Here is a 22,339-nt window from a genome sequence, read left to right as displayed (position 1 = left end):
TTCGAGCTGCACGGTGTACGGCCTCGATTGCGGCCGCGCGTTGTTATCGCGCCCCCGCGCGAGCCGGGACGCCGGCGCGATGCTGCATAGGGGCGATCACGATCAGCAATTGGTGTGCCGTGCGTGGCGATTCGACGCGATGCATGCGCGCGCAACGGGATGAGGAGAGGAGAGCGATGGGGGCGGCGCGCGGATGAAGCGTGGCGCGCCCGACTTTTGCGACGTTCGATGGCAGCTTTTACCGGCGGCGCGAAGATCCGCGCCGATATTCAAGCGTCCTGCGCGGAATTGTTGTCCGGGTTCGCGTCTTGCTTGCCGACTGCACTGGCGCCGGCGGCATCCGGCTGTCCGCGTGTGACAGACGAAACGGCGACGCGTTGCTGAATCCCGGCCTTGGAGAGCATATGCGCGCTGATGGGCGCGGTGAGAAACAGGAACGCTGGAATCAGCACTTCGTGCAGGCTCGCGAAATTGTTGCGCGTACTGAAGTACACAACGGAAGCGAGCACGACGCCGCCTACGCCGAGCGTGGTCGATTTGGTCGGCCCGTGCAGGCGCATGTAGAAGTCGGGCAGGCGCGCGAGGCCGATCGCGCCGATCAGCGTGAACGCGCTGCCGAGCAGGAGCAGCACGCAGACAATCGCTTCGATGACGGTTTGCATGGCGAAGCCCTAGTTCAGTTCGATGATGTCGCCGCGCTGCAGGTACTTCGTGAACGCGACGGTTGCCACGAACCCCATGACCGCGATGAGCAGCGCGATTTCGAAGAAGACCGTCGAGCGCAGCATGATGCCGTAGACGACGATGAGCGCGATCGCGTTGATATTGAGCGTGTCGAGCGCAACGAGCCGGTCGGGCAGCGAAGGCCCGCGCACGAGGCGCACGAGCGTGAGCAGGAACGCGAGCCCGAGGATCGCGAACGACACCGGGATGACGATGGCTAGCATGCGAAGATCTCCATGAGGGGCGCTTCGTAACGGGACTTGATCAAGGCGACGAGCGCGGCTTCGTCTTCGAGATCGAGCACGTGCACGACGAGGCGCCTGCGGTCGTCGGAAAGCTCGGCGCACAGCGTGCCGGGGCTCAGCGAGACGATGCTGATGAGCGCCGACAGCGCGATTTCGTGGGTGCTGTCGAGCGGCACGTCGATGAAGGCGGGGCGCAGGCGCTTCGTGGGGCCAAGCACGAGCAATGCGACTTCGAGATTCGCCACGAGGATGTCGTAGAGCACATGCCCGAAGAGCCGTACGAGCAGCCACGGCCTGCCGAAGCGCACGGGCGCGAGCCACAGCCCTTCGCCCACGCGGTAGGCGATGGCGGTCCCGAGCACGAAGCCAAGGAGCAGGTTGCCCGGCGACACGTCGTTCATCAGCAAGACCCAGCATACGAGCAGCACGACGGTGAGCCAGGGGTGTGGAAAGAGCCTCTTGAGCATGTCAGCTTCCTGCGCCCTGTGACGTTTGCGCGGCCTGCGCGGGCAGGATCGCGTGAACGTAGGCTGTGCGGTCGAGCAACTGCGCGGCGGCGGCGTCGAGATACTGCTTGAGGGGGCCGGCAAACACCGTTGCCGCCACCACGCCCGCGAGCAGCAGCGCACACGCGGCGAGCTTTGCGCGGCTGCCGCGCGGCGCGGTGGCGGGTGCGCCGTCGTAGGCGCGTGCAGCGGGTATCGCCCACAACAGGCGTGTGCCTGTACGGCTGAGCGCGACGATCGACAGCAGCCCCGCGACCAGCACGGCGGGCCAGAGCACGACGGCCTGCGCAAGCGGCGTGGCGGCGAGCACCATGGCCTTGCCGAGAAAGCCCGAGAGCGGCGGCAGGCCGACGGCGCCAACGGCTGCCGCGAGATAGAGCACATCGGCGAGGTTCGAAGGCCAGGGCTTGGGGGCTTTTTCAGGGGCCGTTGCCTTGGGAGCCGTTGCGATCGGCTCGCTGTCTGCTTCGGGTGGGATGGCGGGCGCGGTGGCGTCGTCGAGCGATTCTAGCGAGGCGGGCTCGCGTGTTTCGGTTGCAGCGGGCACGGCCGCCGGCTCGCCTGGTTCGGACTCCAGGGTATCGGCGAGCATGAACAGCGCACCCGTGCATAGCGTCGTGCTGATGAGGTAGTACAGCAGCGCGCTCCAGGCGAGCACGGTCTGCAGCGTGACAGCCGCAATCAGCAAGCCGACCGAGACCAGCACGAGAAAACCGGTCGTGGTCTTGAGGCTCGATACCGCGAGCGCGCCGAGCGCGCCATAGACGATCGTCGCAATGGCGAGCCACCACGCCCATTGATGCAGGAACGCGTCGAGTACGCCGCCCGCCGCGCCGAACACGAGCGCGTCGCAGCGAAGCATCGCGTAGATGCCTACCTTGGTCATGATCGCGAACAGCGCGGCCACGGGCCCGATTGCGCTTCGATACGCCTGTGGCAACCAGAACGACATGGGGAAGACGGCGGCCTTCAGGCCGAATACGAGCATGAGCGTCGCGCCCGCGAACTGCGCGAGCGGCAGCGACGCGGGGTCCAGATGCGCAAGCCGCTCGCCCGCATCGGCCATGTTGAGCGTGCCCGTGAGGCCGTACAGCACGCCCAGTGCGATCAGGAAGAACGACGAGCCCACGAGGTTCAACAGCATGTAGTGCAGGCCATTGCGCACGCGGCGGCGGCCGCCGCCATGCAGCAGCAGCGCGTAGGAGGCGATCAGCAGCAGCTCGAAGAAGACGAACAGGTTGAAGAGATCGCCGGCGAGAAACGCGCCGTTCAGGCCCATCAGCTCGAACTGCACGAGCGCGCGATAGTAGCGCCCGCGCCGGACATCGGCGCTCGTGGTGCCGAGCAGGCAGCAACACGCGAGCAGCGCGGTCAGCACGAGCATGAGTGCGCCGAGCCGGTCGATCTGCAACACGATGCCGAACGGCGCGGGCCACGCGCCGAGTGCATAGCTCGCAACCTGCCCTTGCGAAGCGAATTCGGCGAGCGTCACCGCGATGGGCAGCAGCGCGAGCGTGGCAATCACGTTGATCGCACGCTGCAGGCGCTTCGCGCGCAGCGGCAGCGCGACGATCGCGCCGGCCGCGAACAGCGGAATCAGGATGGGCAGGATGAGAGCGTGATTCATTCGCTGCGCATCTCCAGGCGGCTGCGCTGCGGGTTGTCGCCGTCCACGTGGTCGGTGCCGTCGATCGCGAGCGCGCGCAGCGCGAGCACGACCGTGAAGGCCGTCATGGCGAAGCCGATCACGATCGCGGTGAGCACGAGTGCCTGCGGCACCGGGTCCGCATACTGTGCCCCCGGCGTGATCACGGGGGGCTTGCCGGTGGAGAGCCGGCCCATGCCGAGCAGGAACAGGTTGATCGCATACGAGAACAGCGTAATGCCGAGGATCACCGGCAGCACGCGCGCGCACAGCAGCAGGTAGAGGCCGCTCGCGCAGAGCACGCCGAGCGTAATGGCGAAGGCGGCTTCCATCAGCTTTTCTCCACGGATTGCATGTCCTTGTCGCGCACGCCGAGGTGCGAGACGATCGTGAGCGTCGTGCCGACCACGGCGCCGAGCACGCCGAGGTCGAACAGCATGGCCGTGCTCAGTTCTATTTCGCCGATCAGCGGCACGTGCAGATGGCCGAACGCGCTGGTGAGGAACGGGTGGCCGAGCACGATCGCGCCTACGCCCGTCGCGGCCGCGACGAGAATGCCGAGGCCCGCGAGCCCGCGGTAGTTGATGCGGATGCGCGACTCGGTCCACAGCACGCCGCTCGCCACGTATTGCAGCAGCAGCGCAATGGAAATCACGAGCGAGGCGATGAAGCCGCCGCCTGGCAGATTGTGGCCACGCAGAAAGATGAACACGGCAACGAGCAGGGTGAGCGGCAGCATGAGGCGCGCGAGAATGGCGAGCAGCAGCGGATGCGACTGCGACGACCACGGCAGGCCGCCCGGGCCCGTATCGGGCGATTTCAGGCGCAGGCCGCGCAGCAGCGCCTTCACGGCGAGCCCTGCCACCACCAGCACGCTGATCTCGACCATCGTGTCGAAGCCGCGGAAATCCACGAGGATCACGTTCACGACGTTGTGGCCGCCGCTGCCCGGCAGCGCGTTCGCGAGAAAGAACTGGCCGACGCCACCGATGGGGGCGCGCGTCATCACGGCATATGCCACGGCGCCGATCAGCGCGCCGCCCGCGAGTGCGAGCACCGCGTTGCGGGTACGTGCGGCTGGAGGCTCCTGCGCGCGCTGCACGACAGGCAAAAAGTAGATGGCGAGCACGAGAAGCAGCACCGTGACCACTTCCACTGAAATTTGCGTGAGCGCGAGGTCGGGCGCGGAGAAACGCACGAACGCGAGTGTGACGAGCAACCCGCAGGTGCTCAGCATCACGAGCGCATAGAGCGTATTGGCGCGCACGAGCACGACGCCTACCGCCATCAACGCCATCAGCACGAGGCCGACGAGCGTCATCGCATCGAGCGGTGCCGAGCGGTATGCGCCGTCCAGCGAGGTAAGCGCGAGGAGCGCCGAGCCCGGCACGATCAGCATCGCCGCAATCATCCACGCGAGATACGCCGGCAGCGAGCGCGTTTCGAAGAGATCGACCACGACGCCCGCGGCTTTTTCGAGCTGCTGCACGAAGCGGTCGAAGCCTTCGCTCGCGTTCATTTCGGAGAGCACCGAACGATGATGGCGGAACGCGTCGCGGCGATAGAAGAACAGCAGCGCGCCGCCCACGAACGACACGCAGCTCATCAGGAGCGGCAGATTGATGCCGTGCCACAAGCTCAGGCTGTACGTGGGCACGCTGCCGCCCAGCGCGAACCATGCCGCGGACTCGAGCATCCTGCCGATGGTCTGCTGCGGCACGAGGCCCACGAGCAGACAGATGACGACGAGAATCTCGACGGGCAGCTTCATGAAACGCGGCGGTTCGTGCGGCGGGTAGTGCGGAAGGTCGTGCGGGGTTTCTCCGTCGAAGAACACGCCCCACACGAAGCGCAGCGAATACGCGACCGAGAGCCCCGCCGCGATGACGGCGAGCGCGGGGATGATCCAGTTGAAGTCGCCGAGGAGTCCTTGTGCGAGCGTTTCGCCGAAGAACATCTCCTTCGAGAGGAAGCCGTTGAGCAGCGGAACGCCCGCCATGGCGAGCGATGCCACGGCGGCTAGCGCGGCGGTATGCGGCATGAAGCGGCGCAAGCCACGCAGCCGGCCCAGGTCGCGCGTGCCCGTCTCATGGTCGATGATGCCCGCCGCCATGAAGAGCGAAGCCTTGAACACCGCGTGATTGAAGGTGTGAAAGAGCGCGGCGACGGTGGAGAGCTGCGTGTCGAGGCCGAACAGCAGCACGATGAGCCCGAGATGGCTGATGGTGGAATACGCGAGCAGCCCCTTGAGATCGCGCTGCACGAGCGCCATGGCCGCGCCGCCCGTGAGCGTGACGAGGCCGATCAGGCTCGTCACGTAGAAGAACCAGTCGGTGCCTTCGAGCACGGGGTAAAAGCGCGCGATGAGGAAGATGCCCGCCTTGACCATGGTCGCCGAATGCAGATACGCGGAAACGGGCGTGGGTGCCGACATCGCATGCGGCAGCCAGAAGTGGAACGGGAACTGCGCCGACTTCGTGCAGGCCGCGAAAAGCACGAGCAGGAGAATTGCGGGATACAGCGGATTGCGCTGTACGAGACCCGCATGCGCGAGCACGACATCGAGGTCGTAGCTGCCGCAGACGTGACCAAGCAGCAGCACGGCGGCCAGCAGCGCGAGACCGCCCGCGCCCGTGATGGTGAGCGCCATGCGCGCGCCGCGCCGTGCTTCGGGGCGCGAAGGCCAGAAGCCGATCAGCAGGAACGACACGATGCTCGTGAGTTCCCAGAAGATCACGAGCAGCAGCAGGTTGTCCGACAGCACCACGCCGAGCATCGCGCCCATGAAGAGCAGCAGCAGCGCGTAAAGGCGCGGCAGCGATTCGCTGCCCGCGAGGTAGTAGCGTGCGTAGATAAAAACGAGCAGGCCGATTGCGAGCACGAGCAGCGCAAACATGAACGAAAGACCGTCCAGACGCAAAGCGAACGAGAGGCCGAGCTGCGGGATCCAGTCGGCCTGCCAGTGCAGTACGCCATGGGTGGCCATGCCTACACGTTCGCTGCCCAGCAGTCCCAGGCCGAAGAGCGCGGCCGCGAATGCGATCCACGTGCCGCAGGGGGACGCCCAGCGTCCGGCGAGCGGCCCCGCGAACGCGACGAGCGCTGCGGCGACGAACGGTAATACGACGAGCCACCCCATTGCCATTCGACACTCCCCGTGGGTCCGACAGGGCGCCGAGTCGCCGCGCCGCAGTTCACGATCATAGCCGCAAACGGGGACGGAGTTCATTCATGTGGCATCGAGGCGGCCACGGGGTGCCACAGGAAATGACCGTGCGTCAGGTCCTCCGGCCTCGGGGCTCGTCGACGATCTTCACGGGCACGTTCGTCGCCCGCGCGCGCGGGCGACGGCCCTCATCACTTTGTTACGGCGCGTTGCACCGGCAACTCCGCCATCACTGCGGAATCATGCCAGTCAGCACATAGGCCTGAATCAGCGTCACCACGCCCACGACAGCCGCGAAGAACAGGCTATGACGCACGGTGAAGCGGAACAGCGACGACTCCTTGCCGACGAGGCCGGTTGCCGCACAGGCCACCGCGATCGACTGCGGCGAAATCATCTTGCCGCTCACGCCGCCCGAGGTGTTGGCCGCGACGAGCAGGGTATCCGACACGTTGATCTGGTGCGCCGTGGTGTGCTGCAGCGAGCAGAACAGCGCGTTCGACGACGTATCGGAGCCCGTGAGGAACACGCCGAGCCAGCCAAGGAACGGCGAGAAGAACGGGAAGGCTGCGCCCGTGCCCGCAAGCGCGAGCGCCAGCGTGGACGACATGCCCGAGTAGTTCGCGACGAACGCGAAGGCGAGCACGAGACCGATGGACAGCACGGGGCGGCGCAGTTCACCGAGGGTCTCGAAGAACGCGGCCACGGCGGTGCGCGGCTTCATGCGCAGCAGGATCGCGGAGAGGATCGCGGTGATCATGATCGCGGTGCCTACGGCCGAGAGCCAGTCGAGCTTGAACACGGCTTCGTACGGCTTGGGCGACGCGACGATCGGCGCCGTGCGCACCACGAGCTGATCGAGGCCCGGTACGTGCAGGCTCAGAATCGTGCCCGCGAGCGGACCTTTCGCTGCGAAGAGCGCCTTGAACGGCTTGACGCTCCACACGGTCACGATGACCGTGAGCAGAATGAACGGCGACCACGCGCGCACGGTCTGCGCGATGCTGTACGGCGACGCCTTGCGGCTCGAAGCCGCCGCACGCGAACCGCCGCCGCCGAAACCGCCCAGCGCAGCGGCGCCGCCGCTCACCTTCACGCTCGTGCCTTGCGTTGCCCGGCGCGGTTGCCACACGTTGAGGAACGCGGCGAGCGCGACGAGGCTCACGAGCGCCGAAGTGATGTCCGGCAACTCGGGCCCGATGTGGTTCGACGTGAAGTACTGCGTAACAGCGAAGCTGCCGCCGGCCACGAGCGCGGCGGGCCACGTTTCCTTCACGCCGCGCTTGCCGTCCATGATGAAGACGAGCCAGAACGGCACGAAGAGCGAGAGCAGCGGCAACTGGCGGCCCGCCATTGCGCCGATCAGGAACGGATCGATGCCCGTCACTTGGCCCGCGACGATGATGGGAATCCCCATCGCGCCGAACGCGACCGGAGCGGTATTGGCGATGAGGCACAGGCCCGCGGCGTAGAGCGGCTCGAAGCCGAGGCCGACGAGCAGCGCCGAGGTGATCGCCACCGGCGCGCCGAAGCCCGCGGCGCCTTCGAGGAACGCGCCGAACGAGAAGCCGATCAGCAGCAGTTGCAGGCGCTGATCGTCGGTGATCGAGAGCACCGAGGCGCGGATGATCTCGAACTGTCCCGTCTTCACGACAATCTTGTAGAGGAACACCGCCGTGACGATGATCCACGCGATCGGCCAGATGCCGTAGGCAAAGCCGAAGCCCGCGGAAATGAGCGCCTGGCGCACGGGCATGCCGTATTCGAAGATCGCCACGGCGAGCGCGAGCAGCAGGGTGATCGCCGCGGCGACATGGCCCTTCATGCGCAGGCCGGCGAGCGCGACGAAGAAGAACAGAATGGGAATGGCGGCCACGAGGGCGGACAGCCACAGACTGCCGAGCGGTGTATAGATCTGGTACCAGGGTTGCACTACGGTCTCCTCCGATGATGCGGGTAGAAAATTTATGTGATCTCGTCAGGCTTGCTATGAGCGTTATTTCGCAGGCCTGACGACATGAGCGCTATTGCGGCTGATCGCGTTCGCGCAGCAGGTCGTGCAGGCTGCGCGGCGCGGGCTTGAGCGGTGTGCGATGCTGCGTCCAGCCCATTTGCTGCGAGGGCGCGAGGCCGCGTAGACGCGTCACGGCCCAGCGTAGCGCCCGGTAGGCGCGCGGATGCGCGAACGCGCCGCTCCAGAAGCGCCAGATGAACTGCTCGCTCCTGCTGTGATTCGCGCCCTGGCCGCGCAACGGATGCGCAACGCTTTCCTCGGGGTCGCGGTTCGCTTCGGTGCGCAGGCGCACGAGCAGCTGCGGAATCGGAATGCGCACCGGGCAGACTTCGCCGCACGCGCCGCAAAGGCTCGACGCGGTGGGCAGCTCGGCGGTCGCGTCGAGCCCGAGCAGATGCGGCGAAATGATCTTGCCGATCGGCCCAGGGTAGGTCGTGCCGTACGCATGCCCGCCGATGCGCGTGTACACCGGGCAGTGGTTCATGCACGCGCCGCAGCGGATGCATTGCAGCGTGGCGCGCAATTGCTCGTCGGCGTAGGCCTGGCTGCGGCCGTTGTCGAGCAGGACGAGATGCACCTCGCGCGGGCCGTCTTTCTCGCCTTCGCGGCGCGGGCTGCTGATCAGGTTGAAATACGTCGTGATGGGCTGGCCCGTGGCCGAGCGCGTGAGCAGGCTCGAAAGCGGCACGATGTGCTCGAGCTTTGCCACCACCTTTTCCATGCCCATGATCGCGATATGCACGTCGGGCACCGTGGTGGAAAGGCGGCCGTTGCCTTCGTTTTCCACGAGCCAGAGCGTGCCCGTGTCGGCGGCGGCGAAGTTCACGCCGGAGAGGCCGATCTGCGCATCCACGAAGGCGCGGCGCAGCGCGCGGCGGCCCGTTTGAATGAGCGTGTCCACGTCTTCCGTAAAGGGCGTATCGGGAATGTGCGTTTCGAACAGGTGCCCGATATCCCCCTTCGTCTTGTGGATGGCGGGCATCACGATGTGCGAGGGTTTCTCGCCCGCGAGCTGCACGATGTACTCGCCCATGTCCGACTCGATGCAGTCGACGCCGTGCTCGGCGAGGTAATGGTTGAGCTCGATTTCCTCGCTCGCCATCGACTTGCCCTTGATCACGCGTGTCGCCGCGTGACGCTGCGCGATGGCGTGGACGATGCGGTTCGCCTCGTCGGCGGTCTCGGCCCAATGCACCTGAATGGCGTTCGCGCGCAGCTTCGTTTCCAGTTGCTCGAGGAGTTCGGGCAGGCGCGCGAGCGCATGCTGGCGCACGGCTTCGCCGAGGTCGCGCAGGGCTTCGAGTTCGTCCGCCTCGGGGAACTGCGCGGCGCGCTTGCCTTGCAGGAAGTCCATCGCGCCGCGAAAGCTCTTGCGCAGTTGCGGATCGTCGAGCGCCGTGCGCGCGCGCTGGCGGAATTCCGCAGTCGGGACGAAATGGAGCGTGTTTTCCTGAGAGTTCTGCGTGGTCGTGCTCATTCGGCGGCTCCGTGCTGTGTGCCCGTTGCGCGATCATCGGTCACGAGGACGACCCATAGAGCGCGGGGACCATGCGCGCCGTAGGCGGTGGTCTGCTGGATATCCGAGGTCTTCGAAGGACCGGAGATCATCACGAGATTGGTGGGCATGCCGTCACGCCAGCGCTCCGCGGCCACGGCGGCGTGCAGGTCGGCGTGCAGCGTGTTCGCGTGGATCAGCGCGACGTGCAGCGGCGGCACGAGAGAGACCGTGCGCGGCGCGTTCGCGTCGGGGACGACCACGAGCGTGCCCGTCGCCGCGAGACCCGAGCGCGCGACAGTGAAGCCCGCGTCGACGGTGTCGAAGAGTTCGGCCTTCCACTGCTCGATCGGCTGCGCGTAACTGCGCGCCTGCACGACGGACGGGAGTGCCGCCTCGAGCGCCTGGCCTTCGGCGCAGGCGGTGTCGAGCAGCAGGCTGCGCACGCCCGCCGCCGCGAGGCGGTCGGCGAGATCGGCGGCCCACGTTGCGGCGCTCGCGCAGATCACTTCTGCGTGCGCGGCTTCGAGCATGCGCTGGAACTGCGCGATGTGTTCGTTCAAGGCAAGCGGGGCGAGCGCCCGGCGCCCGGTGAAATGCGCGTCGATGCGCGCGTCGATCGCTTCGAGCGTGGGGGAGGGTGCTGCAGGGGCATGGCCACGCAGGCGTTGCAGCATGCGCGCACGCGCGCTCATCGTATCGACGTTCATGCGGCCTCCCCGCCCGTGCGGCGCCAGAGGAACGAGGCGAGGTGCTCCACGGCGAGCGGCGCGCCCTTGTGCGCTGCCGCGTGGCCGATGTTGAGCAGGCAGCCGCAGTCGGCGGAAACCAGGCGCTCGCAGCCCGTGGCGCAGGCGGAAGCGATCTTGTCGGCGACCATCGCGCCGGAAATGTCCGGGTGCTTGAGCGAGAACGTGCCGCCGAAGCCGCAGCATTCCGATTCGCGTTCGTGCTCGATGCGTGTGACGCCCGGCAGCGCATCGACGACTTCGACGCCGTGCACGCGGGTGCCCATCTCGCGCCGCGCGCCGCACGAGGTGTGCAGTACGACGCGCTCGTCGGGCTGGCGGACGGCACCCTGTGCGCCATACGCGTCGAAGTCGACGTTCAGCACGCGCACGAGGAATTCCGTGAGTTCGTACACGCGCTCCGAGAGTCCCTCGGCGCGCGCGCCGTTGGCCGCGTCGCCGTCGAATAGCGCGGGCCAGTGGTGGCGCATCATGCCCGCGCACGAACCCGAAGGGACGATCACGGGCCAGGGTTTTTCGAAGAGTCCGAGTTGCGCGAGCGCGACCTCGCGCGCCTGGCGCGGGTTGCCGCTGCTGTATGCAGGCTGGCCGCAACAGCTCTGGCTGCGCGGGAAATGGACCGTGAGGCCTTCGCGTTCGAGCAGCTTCACCGCGTCGAGGCCGGCTTGCGGCACGAACAGGTCGACGAGGCAGGTGGCGAACAGATAGACGTCGGTGGGGCGCTCGGTGGGGTATTGCCGTGGCTTCATGTCTCGCTCGGTGTCTTGGCGCGCTTTCGTGCTCCTTCCCCGCGGACCCGAGGCCGGGCGGGTTGAGGACGAGCGCTGGTTTGGGCGCATAATTCCCGCTTCGGGCGAACGGTTCAAACTGGTTGGACCACTTGCTACAAGCTGAAACGAGACTCCGGTATGACAATGAGGGACAGGGCAGGCTCGCGCGGGCGCGTGGAGACCGTGATGCGTCAGATGGAGACGTCGCTGCTCGACGGCACCTGGCGCGCGGGAGCGAAGCTGCCTTCCGAGCGCGTGCTCGCGATGGAATACGACGTGGCGCGCAACACCGTGCGCGAGGCGATCCAGCGCTTGGCCGCGCGCGGCCTCGTGCAGAGCCGGCCGGGCGCGGGCGTATTCGTCACTGACCAGTTGCGCACGGGCTTTGCTTCGCCGTGGGGGCAGCTCGTGGCCGATCATCCGGCCTTGCGTGAAGACATCCTCGAATTTCGCCGCGTGCTGGAAGGCGCGACGGCGTATTTTGCGGCGCTGCGCGCGAGCGACGAGGATCTCGAGCGTATTCGCGCGCTCATGCAGGAACTGGAGCGCACGCGCGAAGTGGACGACAAAGCCGCCGAAGCCGATACCGATGCGAAGCTGCACGAAGTGATCGCGCAGGCCTCGCACAACGCGATGTTTCTGCACTTGCACACGAGCGTGCTGGGCGTGCTGCGCGAGCACATCACGATCAACGGCACGGGGCTGCGCGTGCAGAACGAAGACGCGCCGGACCAGTTGCTGCTGCAGCACCGCACGCTGTGCGACGCGATCGTTGCGCGGCGTCCCGAGGAGGCGCGCACGGCGATGCAGACGCACATCGACTTCGTGCGCACGCGGGTGGGAGAGGAGATCGGCTGGTCGGAAATTGGTCCAACCAGTGACAATGCGCCGCGCGCCGCGCCAGCGGCTGCGCAGGCGGCCAAGCCGGCGCGCAAAGCCGCGCGCAAGGTGGCGGGCGGCAGAGAGAAAACGCCAGTGGGCCGTGCCGGGCGCGCGAACGCTGCTAAAGTCGGCTGATCGGGCCGACGGGCCTCATTCCGGGCCGCAGGCAGTCCCTGGCCGCATGAGCAGGAGGAGCAGATGAACAAACGCGCCGCGCAAATCGTAGCGTTGAGCGCCGTGACGCTGACCGTCAGCGACATCGCGCGGTCGGTGCCCTTTTACGAGGCACTCGGCTTCGAGCGGAGAGACGGGCCGGCGGTGCCGGGCTTCGCGTCGTTCGAACTGGGCGGCGCGGCCGGCGTTTGCTATCTGAACCTGCTGGAGGGACCGCACGGCGCCGTGAACGGCTGGGGCCGCGTGGTCCTCCACGTCGCCGACGTGGACGCGTTCTACGCCCACGCACTGGCCGCGGGCGCGAAGCCCGAATTCGCACCGCGCGACGCGCCATGGGGCGAGCGCTATTTCCATCTCGTCGATCCGGACGGCCACGAGCTGAGCTTCGCCAGGCCGCTCACCTGAGCCGCCGCAATGCATTTGAAATATTCGTGACACTCGCTGCGCCGATAGTGGCGCGAGTTGACAGCATATCGACCAAGGAGAGAGTCGCCATGAATGAACTGGACCGCACGATGGATGCCGAGCAACGGGATGCGCAAGAGCAGGAGGCCGAACTGCATCGTCGTCGGCGTCTGGATGAAGAGCTCATCGACGCCTATGACGAAGAGCTCGAGATGGAGGTCGACGACCGGCTGCAGGAAAGCGGTCTGCAGATCAGCGACGAGGCGCGTGCGCTGCGCCGCGTCTATTTCCGCGAGCTGATCCGCCTGCAGGGCGAACTCGTGAAAATGCAGGACTGGATCGTGAGCACGGGGCACCGGCTCGTCGTGATCTTCGAGGGACGCGACGCGGCGGGCAAGGGCGGTGTCATCAAGCGCATCACGCAGCGGCTGAACCCGCGCATGTGCCGCGTGGCGGCGCTGCCCGCGCCGAACAACCGCGAGCGCACGCAATGGTATTTCCAGCGCTACGCGCAGCATCTGCCGGCGGGCGGCGAGATGGTGCTGTTCGATCGCAGCTGGTACAACCGCGCGGGCGTGGAACGCGTGATGAACTTCTGCACCGACGACGAATACGAAGAATTCTTTCGCTCCGTGCCCGAGTTCGAAAAGATGCTCGTGAGGAGTGGTATCCAGATCGTCAAGTACTGGTTCTCGATCACCGACGACGAGCAGGAAGTGCGCTTCCAGAGCCGCATCGACGATCCGCTCAAGCAGTGGAAGCTCTCGCCGATGGACCTCGAAAGCCGCCGCCGCTGGGAGGCCTACACGCACGTGAAGGAAGTGATGCTGCAGCGCTCGCACATTCCCGAGGCGCCGTGGTGGGTCGTGCAGGGCGTGGACAAGAAGCGCGCGCGCCTGAACTGCATTCACCACTTGCTGAGCCAGGTGCCGTATCACGAGATCGAGCACCCGCAGGTCACGCTGCCGGCGCGCGTGCATCATCCGGATTACATTCGCCAGCCAGTGCCGCAGGACATGATCATTCCGGAAATTTATTGAGCGGTTGGCCGCTTTCGATCTGATCGAGGGCAAGCGCGAGGATTTTGGGATGCCCATGGCGCAGTAACATATTTGTTACTATAATCGCCATGAAATACCGGATCGACTTCTACAGTGAACGCGTCGAACGCAGCATCTACGCGCTGCAGAAAATGCTCGCTGTGCGCTTCGTGGCGCTTGCCGAGCGCATGGAGCAACACGTCCGAACCTTGGAGAGCCGCACACCAAAGCCATGGGTGACGGCTTGTTCGAACTTCGGCTCAAAGGGGCGGAAGGTATTGCAAGGGTGTTCTACTGCGCAATTGTGGATCGTCGTGTCGTGATGCTTCACTGTTTTGTGAAGAAGACGCAGCAGACCCCGCACAAAGAACTGGAAATTGCGCGTAAGCGGCACCCGGAGGTAAAAAGTGGGAACCTTTAGGGAAATGCGCGAGCGAGTCCTCGCTGATCCCGAGGCGCGGGCGGAATACGACCGGTTGAACCGGGAAGAATTTGCACTGCTCGACCAGATGCTGGCGGCCCGCCATCAAGCAGGACTAAGTCAGGCGCAGGTCGCCGAGCGCATGGGTACGAAAGCGCCAGCGGTAACGCGGCTCGAACGCGCGCTCGCATCAGGCGAGCACTCGCCTTCTATCGACACATTGCGCAAATACGCGCAGGCGTGCGGCAAGACGCTGAAAATCTCGATCGTCTGAACGAAGGCGCACGACGCAACAAAAAGCCGCGCTCGCCTCGCAGGGAGCGCGGCTTTTCTCTGGTCCTTTCGTACTCAGAACACGTGCTTGAACACCCAATAGAGCGCGCCAGCCAGCACGATCGAAGCGGGCAGCGTGAGCACCCATGCCATCACGAGGCTGCGCACCGTATTCCATTGCAGGCCCGAGCCGTTCGCGGCCATCGTGCCCGCCACGCCCGAGGAGAGCACGTGCGTGGTCGAGACCGGCAGACCGTACACGTCCGCCGCGCCGATCGTCACCATCGCCACGACCTCCGCGCAGCCGCCCTGGCCGTAGGTCAGGTGCTGTTTGCCGATGCGCTCGCCCACCGTCACCACGATGCGCTTCCAGCCCACCATCGTGCCGAGCCCCAGCGCGATCGCCACGGCCACCTTCACCCATGTCGGGATGAATTTCGTCGCGTGGTCGATCTGGCTGCGGAAGTTGTTGATGGACTTCAGGTCGTCGGCCGAGAAGGGCACCGCCTTCTGTTTATCGAGCAGGCGGATCGCCTCGGAAATCACGTACATGTTGTTGCGCACGTTATCGACGACCGATTGCGGCACTGCCGCGAGCGAGCCGTAACCGCGCACCTGTTCGGTCACCTGGTTCGACAGCGCGGCAAGCGCGGGCACCGTCGTGCTCGACAGGGCGCGGCGGCCGATGAAGCGTTCCACTTCGGCGCGCGGATCGGCGGGCGCGGCCACGCCGTTCGTATAGCGCTCGAGCGCGCGCGTGGCGTCGTGCGCGACGGCGATGAAAGTCTGCGTCTGCTCGGCCGTCACGGCGCGGTTCAGCGCGTAGGCCGTGGGCACCGTGCCGATCAGGATCAGCATGATGAGGCCCATGCCCTTCTGGCCGTCGTTGGAGCCGTGCGCGAACGACACGCCCGTGCACGTGAGGATCAGCAGCGCGCGGATCCAGAACGGCGGCGGCTCCTTGCCCTTCGGCTCCGCGTAGAGCTCGGGCACGCGCACGACGGCCTTGAGGATGAGCAGCAGCAGGCCGGCCAGCAAAAAGCCGACGATCGGCGAAAACAGCAGCGACTTGCCCACCCCGAGCGCCTGGCTCCAGTCCACGCCGCTGGTGCCATTCGCGCCGTGCATGAGCTGGTTCATGAGGCCCACGCCGATGATCGAGCCGATCAGCGTATGCGAGCTCGACGAAGGCAGGCCGAAGTACCACGTGCCCAGGTTCCAGATGATCGCGGCAATGAGCAGAGCGAACACCATGGCGAAGCCCGCGCTGCTGCCCACCTGCAGGATCAGCTCTACGGGCAGCAGTTGCAGGATGCCGAAGGCCACCGCGCCGGTGGAGGTGAGCACGCCGAGGAAATTCCACGCGCCCGACCACATCACGGCGATATTGGGCGAAAGCGAGTGCGTATAGATGACGGTTGCGACCGCATTCGCGGTATCGTGGAAGCCGTTCACGAACTCGAAGCCGAGCGCGATCAGGAGCGCGATGCCGAGCAGGATCCAGGGCATCGCCGAGCTTTCGCGCACCGGCGAGAGGTCGTCGGCGAGATGCATCCCCACGTACACGGCGCCTGCGGCGATAACGACGAGGAAGGCGAGCAGGCTGGCGTTGCGCCCGCGTGCGGGGGCGGTGCCCGGTTGCGGTGACAGGGAAAATTCTGGCATGGCAGGCGGGCTCCTGGGGGAGGGAGTGGGCAAAGGTTTCGCCTCCGATCGTGAACTGCCCAGGTGTCCGTTTGATGACGGATTCGTGCCAGCCATGCCCGATGCATGCCCGACAGACCGGCGCTCCTTCGAATCGCGCCGTCAGCAGTCAGCAAGAGGATTGCGCAGATGCCAAAACGGGTTCTTTCGCTGCGTCTTCTGGTGCACCGCTGGGCCCACGGGCGGGCGAAGGCGGCGACGCGCCTGATCGGCAACTATCCCTTCTTCGCGGGGCTTTCCGGCACGCTCGTCGCGACGGTGATGGCGATCCTCACCTACGCGGCGCTCTACGAGGGCCGTGCCGAGGAGTTGCGCCACGCGCAGGAGAATTCGCGCAACCTCGTGCAGCTCATCAGCAACGACATTGCGCGCAACGTCGAGATCTACGACCTGTCGCTACAGGCCGTGGTCCAGGCGGCGCAGCAGCCGCAGACCTGGAGCATGCCCGAGGCGCTGCGCCAGCGCGTGCTGTTCGACCGGGCGACGGCGGCGTCGAGGCTGGGCGGCGCCTATGTGATCGACGCCACGGGCCATGTGATAGCCTCGCACAGCAACGCCTTCGACGTTTCACCCGCCGGCATTTCGTTCGCCGACCGCGATTACTTCATCGCGCAACAGCGCGACCCGCATGCGGGCCTGTTCTTTTCGAAGCCGTTCCATTCCCGCCTGCGCGGCGGCGCGCTCACGATCGGCCTCACGCGCCGCATCAACGCGCCCGACGGCTCGTTCGCGGGCGTGGCGCTGCTCGGTGTGCGCCTCGACTATCTCGAGCAACTGCTCGAGCACATCGACCTGGGCCCCGGCGGCCATCTCTTCATCCTGATGCGCGACGGCACGTTGCTCGCGAGCAAGCCGCCCTCGATGCGCGGCGCCGGCTGGAGCTACGCGGACCTGCCGAATTTCGCGTTCTTTTCGCGTCGCGACGCCGGCACCTACACGTCGCACTCGGCAATCGACGGGGTCGAGCGCATCTACACCTTTGCGCATGTGGGCAACTCGCCGTTCATCGTCGTCGTGGCGCCCGCCGTGGGGGACGTGCTCGCCGGCTGGCGGCGGCGCAGCTATATCGCCCTCGTGATGACGACGGTGTTCGGCGGCGCGTGGGTCGCGGTGTCGTGGATGCTCGCCTTCGCGCTGCGCGACAAGGTGGTGGCCGAGGGCAAGCTCGTGCGTCTCGCGGTGACCGACCCGCTCACGGGTCTTGCGAACCGCCGCGCGCTCGACAGCCGTCTCGCGGAGGAATGGCATCACGCGGTGCGCGAACGCACGCCGCTTTCCGTGCTGTTTTTCGACATCGACCACTTCAAGCTCTTCAACGACACCTACGGACACGCCGCCGGCGACGAGGTGCTGGTGTTCGTGGCCGGGCGCATCGCTGCAGGATCGCGGCGCGCAACCGATCTCGCCGCGCGCTTTGGCGGCGAAGAGTTCGCGGTGGTGCTGCCGGGCACGGCGCTCGACGCCGCGACGCGCATGGCGGAAAAGATCCGCAAACGCATCGAGTCGGACAATCTCACGCTGAGTGGTACGCACCATGGGTGCGTGACGGTGAGCGCGGGGTGTGCGAGCTGCAATCCGCCGGAGGGCGGCAGCGGCGCGAAGCTGCTGGCCGCCGCCGACCGCCTGCTCTACGAGGCCAAGGAAGCGGGCCGCAATCAGGTCCGGTCGCAGCAATGGACGGGCGATGGGGCACAGCCGCTGGTGGATTCCGAAGCCGGAAGCCGAGGCCGCGATGCACCCGCAACGCGAGGCTGAGGCGCGCCGGCTTTCGTGCGGCGCGCGACGCCCGCCATGCCGTTCAGCGCGCGGACTTCGACAGCCGGTGGCCGAGGCCGAGGTTCGAGACGATCTGCCAGGTATAGACGCGCGAATAGTGCACGCCGAACTGGCGGCCGATCAGCTCGCGCACGCGGCTGTTGGTCCACGCATCGCTCGCAAAGCCGTGCTCTCGCGCGGAGCCGTGCAGGGCGCTCGCGATCCAGCCTAGCGCGGCCTGATCGAGCACTGAAGGCCGGCCGCCCACGCTCATCTGCTGGAGCGCTGCAAGGCCGCCGTCCTCGACGATGGACTTGTATCGCCTCACCGTCTGGGCGGAAAGGTGGAGTGAGTCGGCGACGCTATTCACGGTCGCGCCTTCCATCAACATCTGGCCGGCGGCCATTCTTCTCGCGACGCTCGGCAGGTTCTCGGTTCGGGTAAGCATGTGTTCACTCGTCGACGAAAGATTCCGGACACGCGGCATTGCGGATGTGCCGCTCCTGTAACCCTTCCTGCAAGCGGGTCTTGTCGCTTGCCATGGACCCGGCGCCGGTGCGGTGACGCGGGGGTCATGACGGACGGCGAAATCGACGCCCGGTGAAGGGCGCTTGTTGCGAAACGCCTCGGTGTTCCGCAGCGGATATTAATAATTGTTTTTGTAGGGAATGTGTATAGCTAGCGGAAAAATAGTCTGCTTGACTTGTGGATAATCCTGAACTAATGGAAAAAACAACCGACTCGCGTGTGTCAACAATGGGTGCCGCCATTTCGCATGGACTCCGCAATGCGAAGTTTGCTCCCATTGCAGCCAGTTAACCTGACTTAATTGCTCAAACATTGGAAAGCAACACTTTTCCTTGTTTTGTATGACTAAATCGGTATTCAGCATATATTGAGTTGAAACGGTTTTATCCAAAATGAATTAATAGCGACGATCGCACCTTTAGATGTTTGTTAGCGTTTTTGAGGTGCGCGGCAAAAAATGGCATGGTCCCGCGCGGGTGATGACGACTATGGAGCAATTTCAGGGAGTGATTTCGCTTTTGTGTGCAGAATGGTTTTCGCAAACATTTCGAATCGATTGCAATGCAGATTGGATTCGAATGAACGAATGCAGAATGCCGGATTCGCCGCGCAGCGTATCGCGTGGCGAAACGGGTCCCTGAATCCCTCGGGCCGCCAAATGCGTCCGTGCGTTTCGTCAAACGACGCGCGGCCTGGGCGGCGGCCCGCTTTCTGGCCGCTGCGGATGAATCAAGAACTCGACGAAAAGGTAGGTCGTTTGTTGCGCCGCGCTGCGAGCCGGCGCTCGCTCGTGCCGTACGGTGCGTTTCATGCCCTGTTCGCGGGCGACGTGCCGTTGCGGGTGCGTTACGAAAAGCTCGAAGCGGCCGCGGCCGCGTTGTGCGCGCCGCACGAGGCCGACTATGCCTCGCTGCTCTCGACCCATTCGGGCCTGCCCGGCCCGGACTTCTATACGCGCTTCAAGCGCTTGCATACCGAGCGCTATTACGAAACGCTCGGCGCGGACCGGCACCGCATGCTGCGGCTTGCCGAAAAGCGCCAGCTCGCCAACGAGGAACGTGAGCGTGTGTATGCCCACTACCTGCGCTGTGCGGCCGAAGAAGCCTGCATGAACAGCGCTTGATGCGTGCGAGCGGCGCCATGCCGCTCTCTTGCCATTCACGATCCACACAAGGAGGCTTCATGTCCACGCGCTACCATTCGTCCGCGCCGCTGCTCGGCGCCATACTCGTGCTTGCCCTCGGCGTGTCGCCGCATGTACCGCTGTTTGCGCAGACGGCGTCCGATGCCGCGCCCGGGAGTGCGCCCAACGCCGCGCTGCAGATCGGCGAGGTGCAGACCACGGCGACCGTCGTGAGCATCGACGCGGCCACCAACTCGGTCACGCTGCGTGGCGCGCGCCGCAACCTGGCGACGGTCGCCGTCGATCCCGCAGTCGGCGATGTGAGCAAGCTCAAGCCCGGCGATCATGTGAACATCCTCTACAAGGAGGCGTTGCTGCTGCGTGCCGAAAAGCTGGCTACGAGGGGCATCCGCTCGCGCGTCGATACGGTCGCGACCACGCCCGCTTCCGGTGGCATGACGGCGACGGCGCGTAGCGTGCAGGTGATCGCGACGGTGGAGAAGATCGACCGCAAGAGCCGCAAGGTCGCGCTGCGCGGACCGAACCGCACGGTCGTGGTGGTGGCGCCGCCGGACGTGCCGCTCGAATCGATCAAGGTGGGCGACAGCATTCGCGCCGACTACGTGGGCGCGACCGCCGTGCATGTCACGCGCGACGGCCAGAACCTGCAGTGAGGCAGCGACGCCCGGGCGGCGTGCGTTAGTCGGCGCGATTGCGGTCGCGCACGAGGATCGACACGTAGATCGCCGTGCAGACGATGATGACGGCCACGCCGGCAATCACCTTCTGGTGGTCGAAGTTGATGAGCCCGACCACTGCGATGGCGATGCCGGCGGCAGAGCCGAGCGTGCCCATTGCGGCCACGAAAATGCGCACCTTGCTCCAGACGCGATGGCGCCGCTCGGGACCTGCGCCTTCCATAAACCGATGCAGTCGATCAAACATGGCGGCTCTTCCGGGTTGGGTAGAAGACGGTCATGCGGGCGCGAATGACTGCGCGGCGCGGACCAGATCAAGTATAGCCAGCCCATTATTACGCGTTCTTTCCATTGCCTGCGCGCTCACGCGCCGGAATTCCCGATCGTTTTTTGCGCGCGTTTAAGTTTGTCTTAATTATGGCTCGCCATGATGGAGCCGTCGGGTCGATTCGATAGTTCGATTCGCGGTTGTTCTTCACGTCCCCTGTTGGCCGCCGATTCACTCGGCGGCCTTTTTTTTCGTCTGCCGTCGACGTTTGCTAGCGTCGATCACGGCGTATTCAAGCCTTATTTGTGATTCGTCGCGAGGGCGCCCGCGCTGTTTGCACCGCCAAAGAGCTGTGTCAGATATTGCTGGTTGTTGTTCATGATCGACATGAGGTTATTGAGCGCGGTGAACTGGCGGTTGAATTTCGCAGTGAGCTGGGTTGCGCGCACATCGAGCATCGACGACTGCTTTTTGATGTCGTCGAGCTCCTTGTTGATGGCCGTGCTGCGTCGCTCGATGATGCCGCTCGACTGCACGTAAGGCGTAATGGCGCTGTTGAGCTTCGTGGTCAGGCCGCCGCTGCCGAACAGCGCCGCAATCGCGCTGTTGCCCGGTTGCAGCGCCTTCTTGAACGTCTCGTCGTCGATCTCGAGCTTCCCGCTCTTGTCGAGCTTGATGCCGATCTCGCCCAGCGAATGGGTCACGCCGTCGCTGCCCTTCACGCCCGCCGAAACGAGCGCCGGCAGACTCGCCGCGAGTGTGCGCGCGATCGAGTCGCCGAGCAGCGCGCCTGCCTGCGCGCTCGTCGAACCGGTTGCGGCCGTATAGGAGGTCAGCCCGTTCAGGGCATCGACGTAACTGTTGTACGCCTTCACGAAGTCGCGGATGGATGTGCCCGTCGCTTGGGTGTCGGGAGCGACGGTGAGCGTTTGCTTCGTGCCCACCGAGGCGCTTGCAAGCTTGATCGTGATGTCGCTCACCACGCCCTCGAGCGTGTTGCTCGCACTCGTGACGCGCGTGCCGTCGATGCGCAGCTCGGCGTCGCCGGCTGCCTCGACTTCGCGCATCTGCGAGGAAGCGAGCCGCGTGTCGACGCCCGCGCCCGCCTGCACGTCGATCGCGTTGGCCGCGCCGGTCTTGTTCGCGGTCAGCACGAGGTGCTGGCCGTCGGCGCCGTTGACGATCGACGCCGTGACGCCTGGGTTGTCCTTCGCCCGGTTGATCGCCGCGACGACGTCGGTGAGCTTGTTGCTGCCCGCAGCGATCGTCAGATGCATGGACTTGCCGCCCATCGCGATGTCGAGGCTGCCTTCCCCGAGCGTCTCGCCCGTGTCGAAGCTGTCCGAGGCGAGCTTATGCGCTGTCGCGAGGCGATCGACTTCGACCGTGAAGCTGCTCGCCACGGCGTTCTTGCCGGCCACCGCGCTCAAGCCCTTGTCCTTCTCGCTCGTCGTGACGGTGAAGCGCTGCAGCGCGGCGCCGTCCTTGAACGGCTCGAGCGCGGTCTGGAGCGAAGCGAGCGCCGACTTCAGCGTGCCGAGCGCCGACAGCGTCGTGTTGCTGGCAGTCTGCTTCGCACTGAGGATGGCGCTCGGCCCCGCGATCTTCGCGTTGACGAGCGCCTTGACGAGCTGGTTGACGTCAAGTGCGGAGTTGGTCGCGCCGCTGATGATCGACTGGGCGGCGTCGCTCAGCGCGCTGTTCGCGCTGGCGGTCGTGGTGTTCGTGATCGTGCTTGCCATGAAAGAAGTCCGT

Annotated in this window: 20 protein-coding genes and 2 pseudogenes; 8 read left to right on the top strand and 14 right to left on the bottom strand. The window is 65.7% G+C overall.

The features are described from left to right. Positions 1-269 precede the first annotated feature (269 nt). From ACOJB8_RS00325 to ACOJB8_RS00280, 10 genes are all read right to left on the bottom strand, one after another. Positions 270-662 carry a Na+/H+ antiporter subunit G gene (locus ACOJB8_RS00325; protein WP_475010456.1) on the bottom strand — a complete coding sequence of 131 codons (393 nt, stop codon included), beginning with the start codon at positions 660-662 and terminating at the stop codon, positions 270-272. A 9-nt stretch (positions 663-671) separates the two neighbouring features. Continuing rightward, positions 672-947, bottom strand: coding sequence for a K+/H+ antiporter subunit F (locus tag ACOJB8_RS00320; protein ID WP_069261755.1), 276 nt, complete (start codon positions 945-947; stop codon positions 672-674). Further along, positions 941-1,435: a Na+/H+ antiporter subunit E gene (locus ACOJB8_RS00315; RefSeq protein ID WP_069261756.1), complete on the bottom strand. Its 495-nt coding sequence runs from the start codon at positions 1,433-1,435 to the stop codon at positions 941-943. Before ACOJB8_RS00315 ends, ACOJB8_RS00320 begins: the two co-directional genes overlap by 7 nt. A 1-nt stretch (position 1,436) precedes the next feature. Then, positions 1,437-3,101, bottom strand: a complete 1,665-nt coding sequence (locus tag ACOJB8_RS00310; protein WP_475010455.1) for a monovalent cation/H+ antiporter subunit D — start codon at positions 3,099-3,101, stop codon at positions 1,437-1,439. Next, positions 3,098-3,451 (bottom strand): Na+/H+ antiporter subunit C, encoded by a 354-nt coding sequence (locus tag ACOJB8_RS00305; RefSeq protein WP_342946704.1) that lies wholly within the window; start codon positions 3,449-3,451, stop codon positions 3,098-3,100. Before ACOJB8_RS00305 ends, ACOJB8_RS00310 begins: the two co-directional genes overlap by 4 nt. Continuing rightward, positions 3,451-6,264: a monovalent cation/H+ antiporter subunit A gene (locus ACOJB8_RS00300; protein ID WP_475010454.1), complete on the bottom strand. Its 2,814-nt coding sequence runs from the start codon at positions 6,262-6,264 to the stop codon at positions 3,451-3,453. Before ACOJB8_RS00300 ends, ACOJB8_RS00305 begins: the two co-directional genes overlap by 1 nt. Positions 6,265-6,514: 250 nt before the next feature. Then, positions 6,515-8,218: a lactate permease LctP family transporter gene (locus ACOJB8_RS00295; RefSeq protein ID WP_069261760.1), complete on the bottom strand. Its 1,704-nt coding sequence runs from the start codon at positions 8,216-8,218 to the stop codon at positions 6,515-6,517. Positions 8,219-8,309: 91 nt separating this feature from the next. Continuing rightward, positions 8,310-9,776: a LutB/LldF family L-lactate oxidation iron-sulfur protein gene (locus ACOJB8_RS00290; protein ID WP_342946702.1), complete on the bottom strand. Its 1,467-nt coding sequence runs from the start codon at positions 9,774-9,776 to the stop codon at positions 8,310-8,312. Next, positions 9,773-10,504, bottom strand: a complete 732-nt coding sequence (locus tag ACOJB8_RS00285) for a LutC/YkgG family protein (RefSeq protein ID WP_342946701.1) — start codon at positions 10,502-10,504, stop codon at positions 9,773-9,775. The genes ACOJB8_RS00290 and ACOJB8_RS00285 overlap by 4 nt, the downstream gene beginning before the upstream one ends. Then, positions 10,501-11,292 (bottom strand): (Fe-S)-binding protein, encoded by a 792-nt coding sequence (locus ACOJB8_RS00280; RefSeq protein WP_342946700.1) that lies wholly within the window; start codon positions 11,290-11,292, stop codon positions 10,501-10,503. Before ACOJB8_RS00280 ends, ACOJB8_RS00285 begins: the two co-directional genes overlap by 4 nt. A 207-nt stretch (positions 11,293-11,499) precedes the next feature. Between ACOJB8_RS00280 and ACOJB8_RS00275 the strand changes: the two are divergent. The 5 genes and pseudogenes from ACOJB8_RS00275 to ACOJB8_RS00255 form a co-directional block, all read left to right on the top strand. Continuing rightward, a pseudogene (locus tag ACOJB8_RS00275) lies at positions 11,500-12,153 on the top strand (FadR/GntR family transcriptional regulator); the annotation flags it as partial. A 240-nt stretch (positions 12,154-12,393) separates the two neighbouring features. Further along, positions 12,394-12,774 carry a VOC family protein gene (locus ACOJB8_RS00270; RefSeq protein ID WP_342946699.1) on the top strand — a complete coding sequence of 127 codons (381 nt, stop codon included), beginning with the start codon at positions 12,394-12,396 and terminating at the stop codon, positions 12,772-12,774. 110 nt (positions 12,775-12,884) lie between these two features. Then, on the top strand, positions 12,885-13,814 hold the full coding sequence (gene ppk2 / locus ACOJB8_RS00265; protein ID WP_256094475.1) for a polyphosphate kinase 2: 930 nt from the start codon (positions 12,885-12,887) through the stop codon (positions 13,812-13,814). A gap of 188 nt (positions 13,815-14,002) precedes the next feature. After that, positions 14,003-14,235: pseudogene (locus ACOJB8_RS00260) on the top strand (type II toxin-antitoxin system RelE/ParE family toxin). Between the two features lie 4 nt (positions 14,236-14,239). Further along, entirely contained in the window at positions 14,240-14,509 is a 270-nt protein-coding gene (locus ACOJB8_RS00255; protein ID WP_414695105.1) for a helix-turn-helix domain-containing protein, read from the top strand. A gap of 74 nt (positions 14,510-14,583) precedes the next feature. On the opposite strand, the gene ACOJB8_RS00250 is transcribed toward ACOJB8_RS00255, so the two are convergent. Further along, on the bottom strand, positions 14,584-16,173 hold the full coding sequence (locus tag ACOJB8_RS00250) for an inorganic phosphate transporter (protein ID WP_069261766.1): 1,590 nt from the start codon (positions 16,171-16,173) through the stop codon (positions 14,584-14,586). Between the two features lie 168 nt (positions 16,174-16,341). Here ACOJB8_RS00250 and ACOJB8_RS00245 point away from each other — a divergent pair, with 168 nt between their 5' ends. Then, entirely contained in the window at positions 16,342-17,967 is a 1,626-nt protein-coding gene (locus ACOJB8_RS00245) for a sensor domain-containing diguanylate cyclase (protein WP_342946697.1), read from the top strand. Positions 17,968-18,010: 43 nt separating this feature from the next. Here ACOJB8_RS00245 and ACOJB8_RS00240 read toward each other — a convergent pair whose 3' ends face one another. Next, the gene (locus tag ACOJB8_RS00240) at positions 18,011-18,415 is read right to left on the bottom strand and encodes a helix-turn-helix domain-containing protein (RefSeq protein WP_028202557.1); all 405 of its coding nucleotides are present in this window, start codon (positions 18,413-18,415) and stop codon (positions 18,011-18,013) included. An 804-nt stretch (positions 18,416-19,219) separates the two neighbouring features. On the opposite strand from ACOJB8_RS00240, the gene ACOJB8_RS00235 reads away from it, so the two are divergent. Together ACOJB8_RS00235 and ACOJB8_RS00230 are read left to right on the top strand one after the other, a co-directional pair. Continuing rightward, complete coding sequence (locus ACOJB8_RS00235) at positions 19,220-19,618, top strand: hypothetical protein (RefSeq protein WP_342946696.1); 399 nt, start codon at positions 19,220-19,222, stop codon at positions 19,616-19,618. Positions 19,619-19,677: 59 nt separating this feature from the next. After that, on the top strand, positions 19,678-20,292 hold the full coding sequence (locus tag ACOJB8_RS00230; protein ID WP_342946695.1) for a hypothetical protein: 615 nt from the start codon (positions 19,678-19,680) through the stop codon (positions 20,290-20,292). Positions 20,293-20,317: 25 nt separating this feature from the next. Here ACOJB8_RS00230 and ACOJB8_RS00225 read toward each other — a convergent pair whose 3' ends face one another. Then, positions 20,318-20,563, bottom strand: coding sequence for a DUF2964 family protein (locus ACOJB8_RS00225; RefSeq protein ID WP_245623541.1), 246 nt, complete (start codon positions 20,561-20,563; stop codon positions 20,318-20,320). 320 nt (positions 20,564-20,883) lie between these two features. Further along, positions 20,884-22,326 (bottom strand): flagellar filament capping protein FliD, encoded by a 1,443-nt coding sequence (gene fliD / locus ACOJB8_RS00220; protein ID WP_342946694.1) that lies wholly within the window; start codon positions 22,324-22,326, stop codon positions 20,884-20,886. Between the last annotated feature and the right edge of the window lie 13 nt (positions 22,327-22,339).

Source organism: Paraburkholderia sp. BR10141, assembly GCF_056155635.1.
The sequence above is the reverse complement of the archived record's forward strand: the minus strand, read 5'-3'. Positions and strand labels throughout refer to the sequence as shown.

Bases quoted from the DNA above. Each gene is read 5' to 3' on its own strand.
- ACOJB8_RS00325 (WP_475010456.1), bottom strand. From the start codon at position 662: ATGCAAACCGTCATCGAAGCGATTGTCTGCGTGCTGCTCCTGCTCGGC.
- ACOJB8_RS00320 (WP_069261755.1), bottom strand. From the start codon at position 947: ATGCTAGCCATCGTCATCCCGGTGTCGTTCGCGATCCTCGGGCTCGCG.
- ACOJB8_RS00315 (WP_069261756.1), bottom strand. From the start codon at position 1,435: ATGCTCAAGAGGCTCTTTCCACACCCCTGGCTCACCGTCGTGCTGCTC.
- ACOJB8_RS00310 (WP_475010455.1), bottom strand. From the start codon at position 3,101: ATGAATCACGCTCTCATCCTGCCCATCCTGATTCCGCTGTTCGCGGCC.
- ACOJB8_RS00305 (WP_342946704.1), bottom strand. From the start codon at position 3,451: ATGGAAGCCGCCTTCGCCATTACGCTCGGCGTGCTCTGCGCGAGCGGC.
- ACOJB8_RS00300 (WP_475010454.1), bottom strand. From the start codon at position 6,264: ATGGCAATGGGGTGGCTCGTCGTATTACCGTTCGTCGCCGCAGCGCTC.
- ACOJB8_RS00290 (WP_342946702.1), bottom strand. From the start codon at position 9,776: ATGAGCACGACCACGCAGAACTCTCAGGAAAACACGCTCCATTTCGTC.
- ACOJB8_RS00285 (WP_342946701.1), bottom strand. From the start codon at position 10,504: ATGAACGTCGATACGATGAGCGCGCGTGCGCGCATGCTGCAACGCCTG.
- ACOJB8_RS00280 (WP_342946700.1), bottom strand. From the start codon at position 11,292: ATGAAGCCACGGCAATACCCCACCGAGCGCCCCACCGACGTCTATCTG.
- ACOJB8_RS00270 (WP_342946699.1), top strand. From the start codon at position 12,394: ATGAACAAACGCGCCGCGCAAATCGTAGCGTTGAGCGCCGTGACGCTG.
- ppk2 (WP_256094475.1), top strand. From the start codon at position 12,885: ATGGATGCCGAGCAACGGGATGCGCAAGAGCAGGAGGCCGAACTGCAT.
- ACOJB8_RS00255 (WP_414695105.1), top strand. From the start codon at position 14,240: ATGCGCGAGCGAGTCCTCGCTGATCCCGAGGCGCGGGCGGAATACGAC.
- ACOJB8_RS00250 (WP_069261766.1), bottom strand. From the start codon at position 16,173: ATGCCAGAATTTTCCCTGTCACCGCAACCGGGCACCGCCCCCGCACGC.
- ACOJB8_RS00245 (WP_342946697.1), top strand. From the start codon at position 16,342: ATGCCAAAACGGGTTCTTTCGCTGCGTCTTCTGGTGCACCGCTGGGCC.
- ACOJB8_RS00240 (WP_028202557.1), bottom strand. From the start codon at position 18,415: ATGCTTACCCGAACCGAGAACCTGCCGAGCGTCGCGAGAAGAATGGCC.
- ACOJB8_RS00235 (WP_342946696.1), top strand. From the start codon at position 19,220: ATGAATCAAGAACTCGACGAAAAGGTAGGTCGTTTGTTGCGCCGCGCT.
- ACOJB8_RS00230 (WP_342946695.1), top strand. From the start codon at position 19,678: ATGTCCACGCGCTACCATTCGTCCGCGCCGCTGCTCGGCGCCATACTC.
- ACOJB8_RS00225 (WP_245623541.1), bottom strand. From the start codon at position 20,563: ATGTTTGATCGACTGCATCGGTTTATGGAAGGCGCAGGTCCCGAGCGG.
- fliD (WP_342946694.1), bottom strand. From the start codon at position 22,326: ATGGCAAGCACGATCACGAACACCACGACCGCCAGCGCGAACAGCGCG.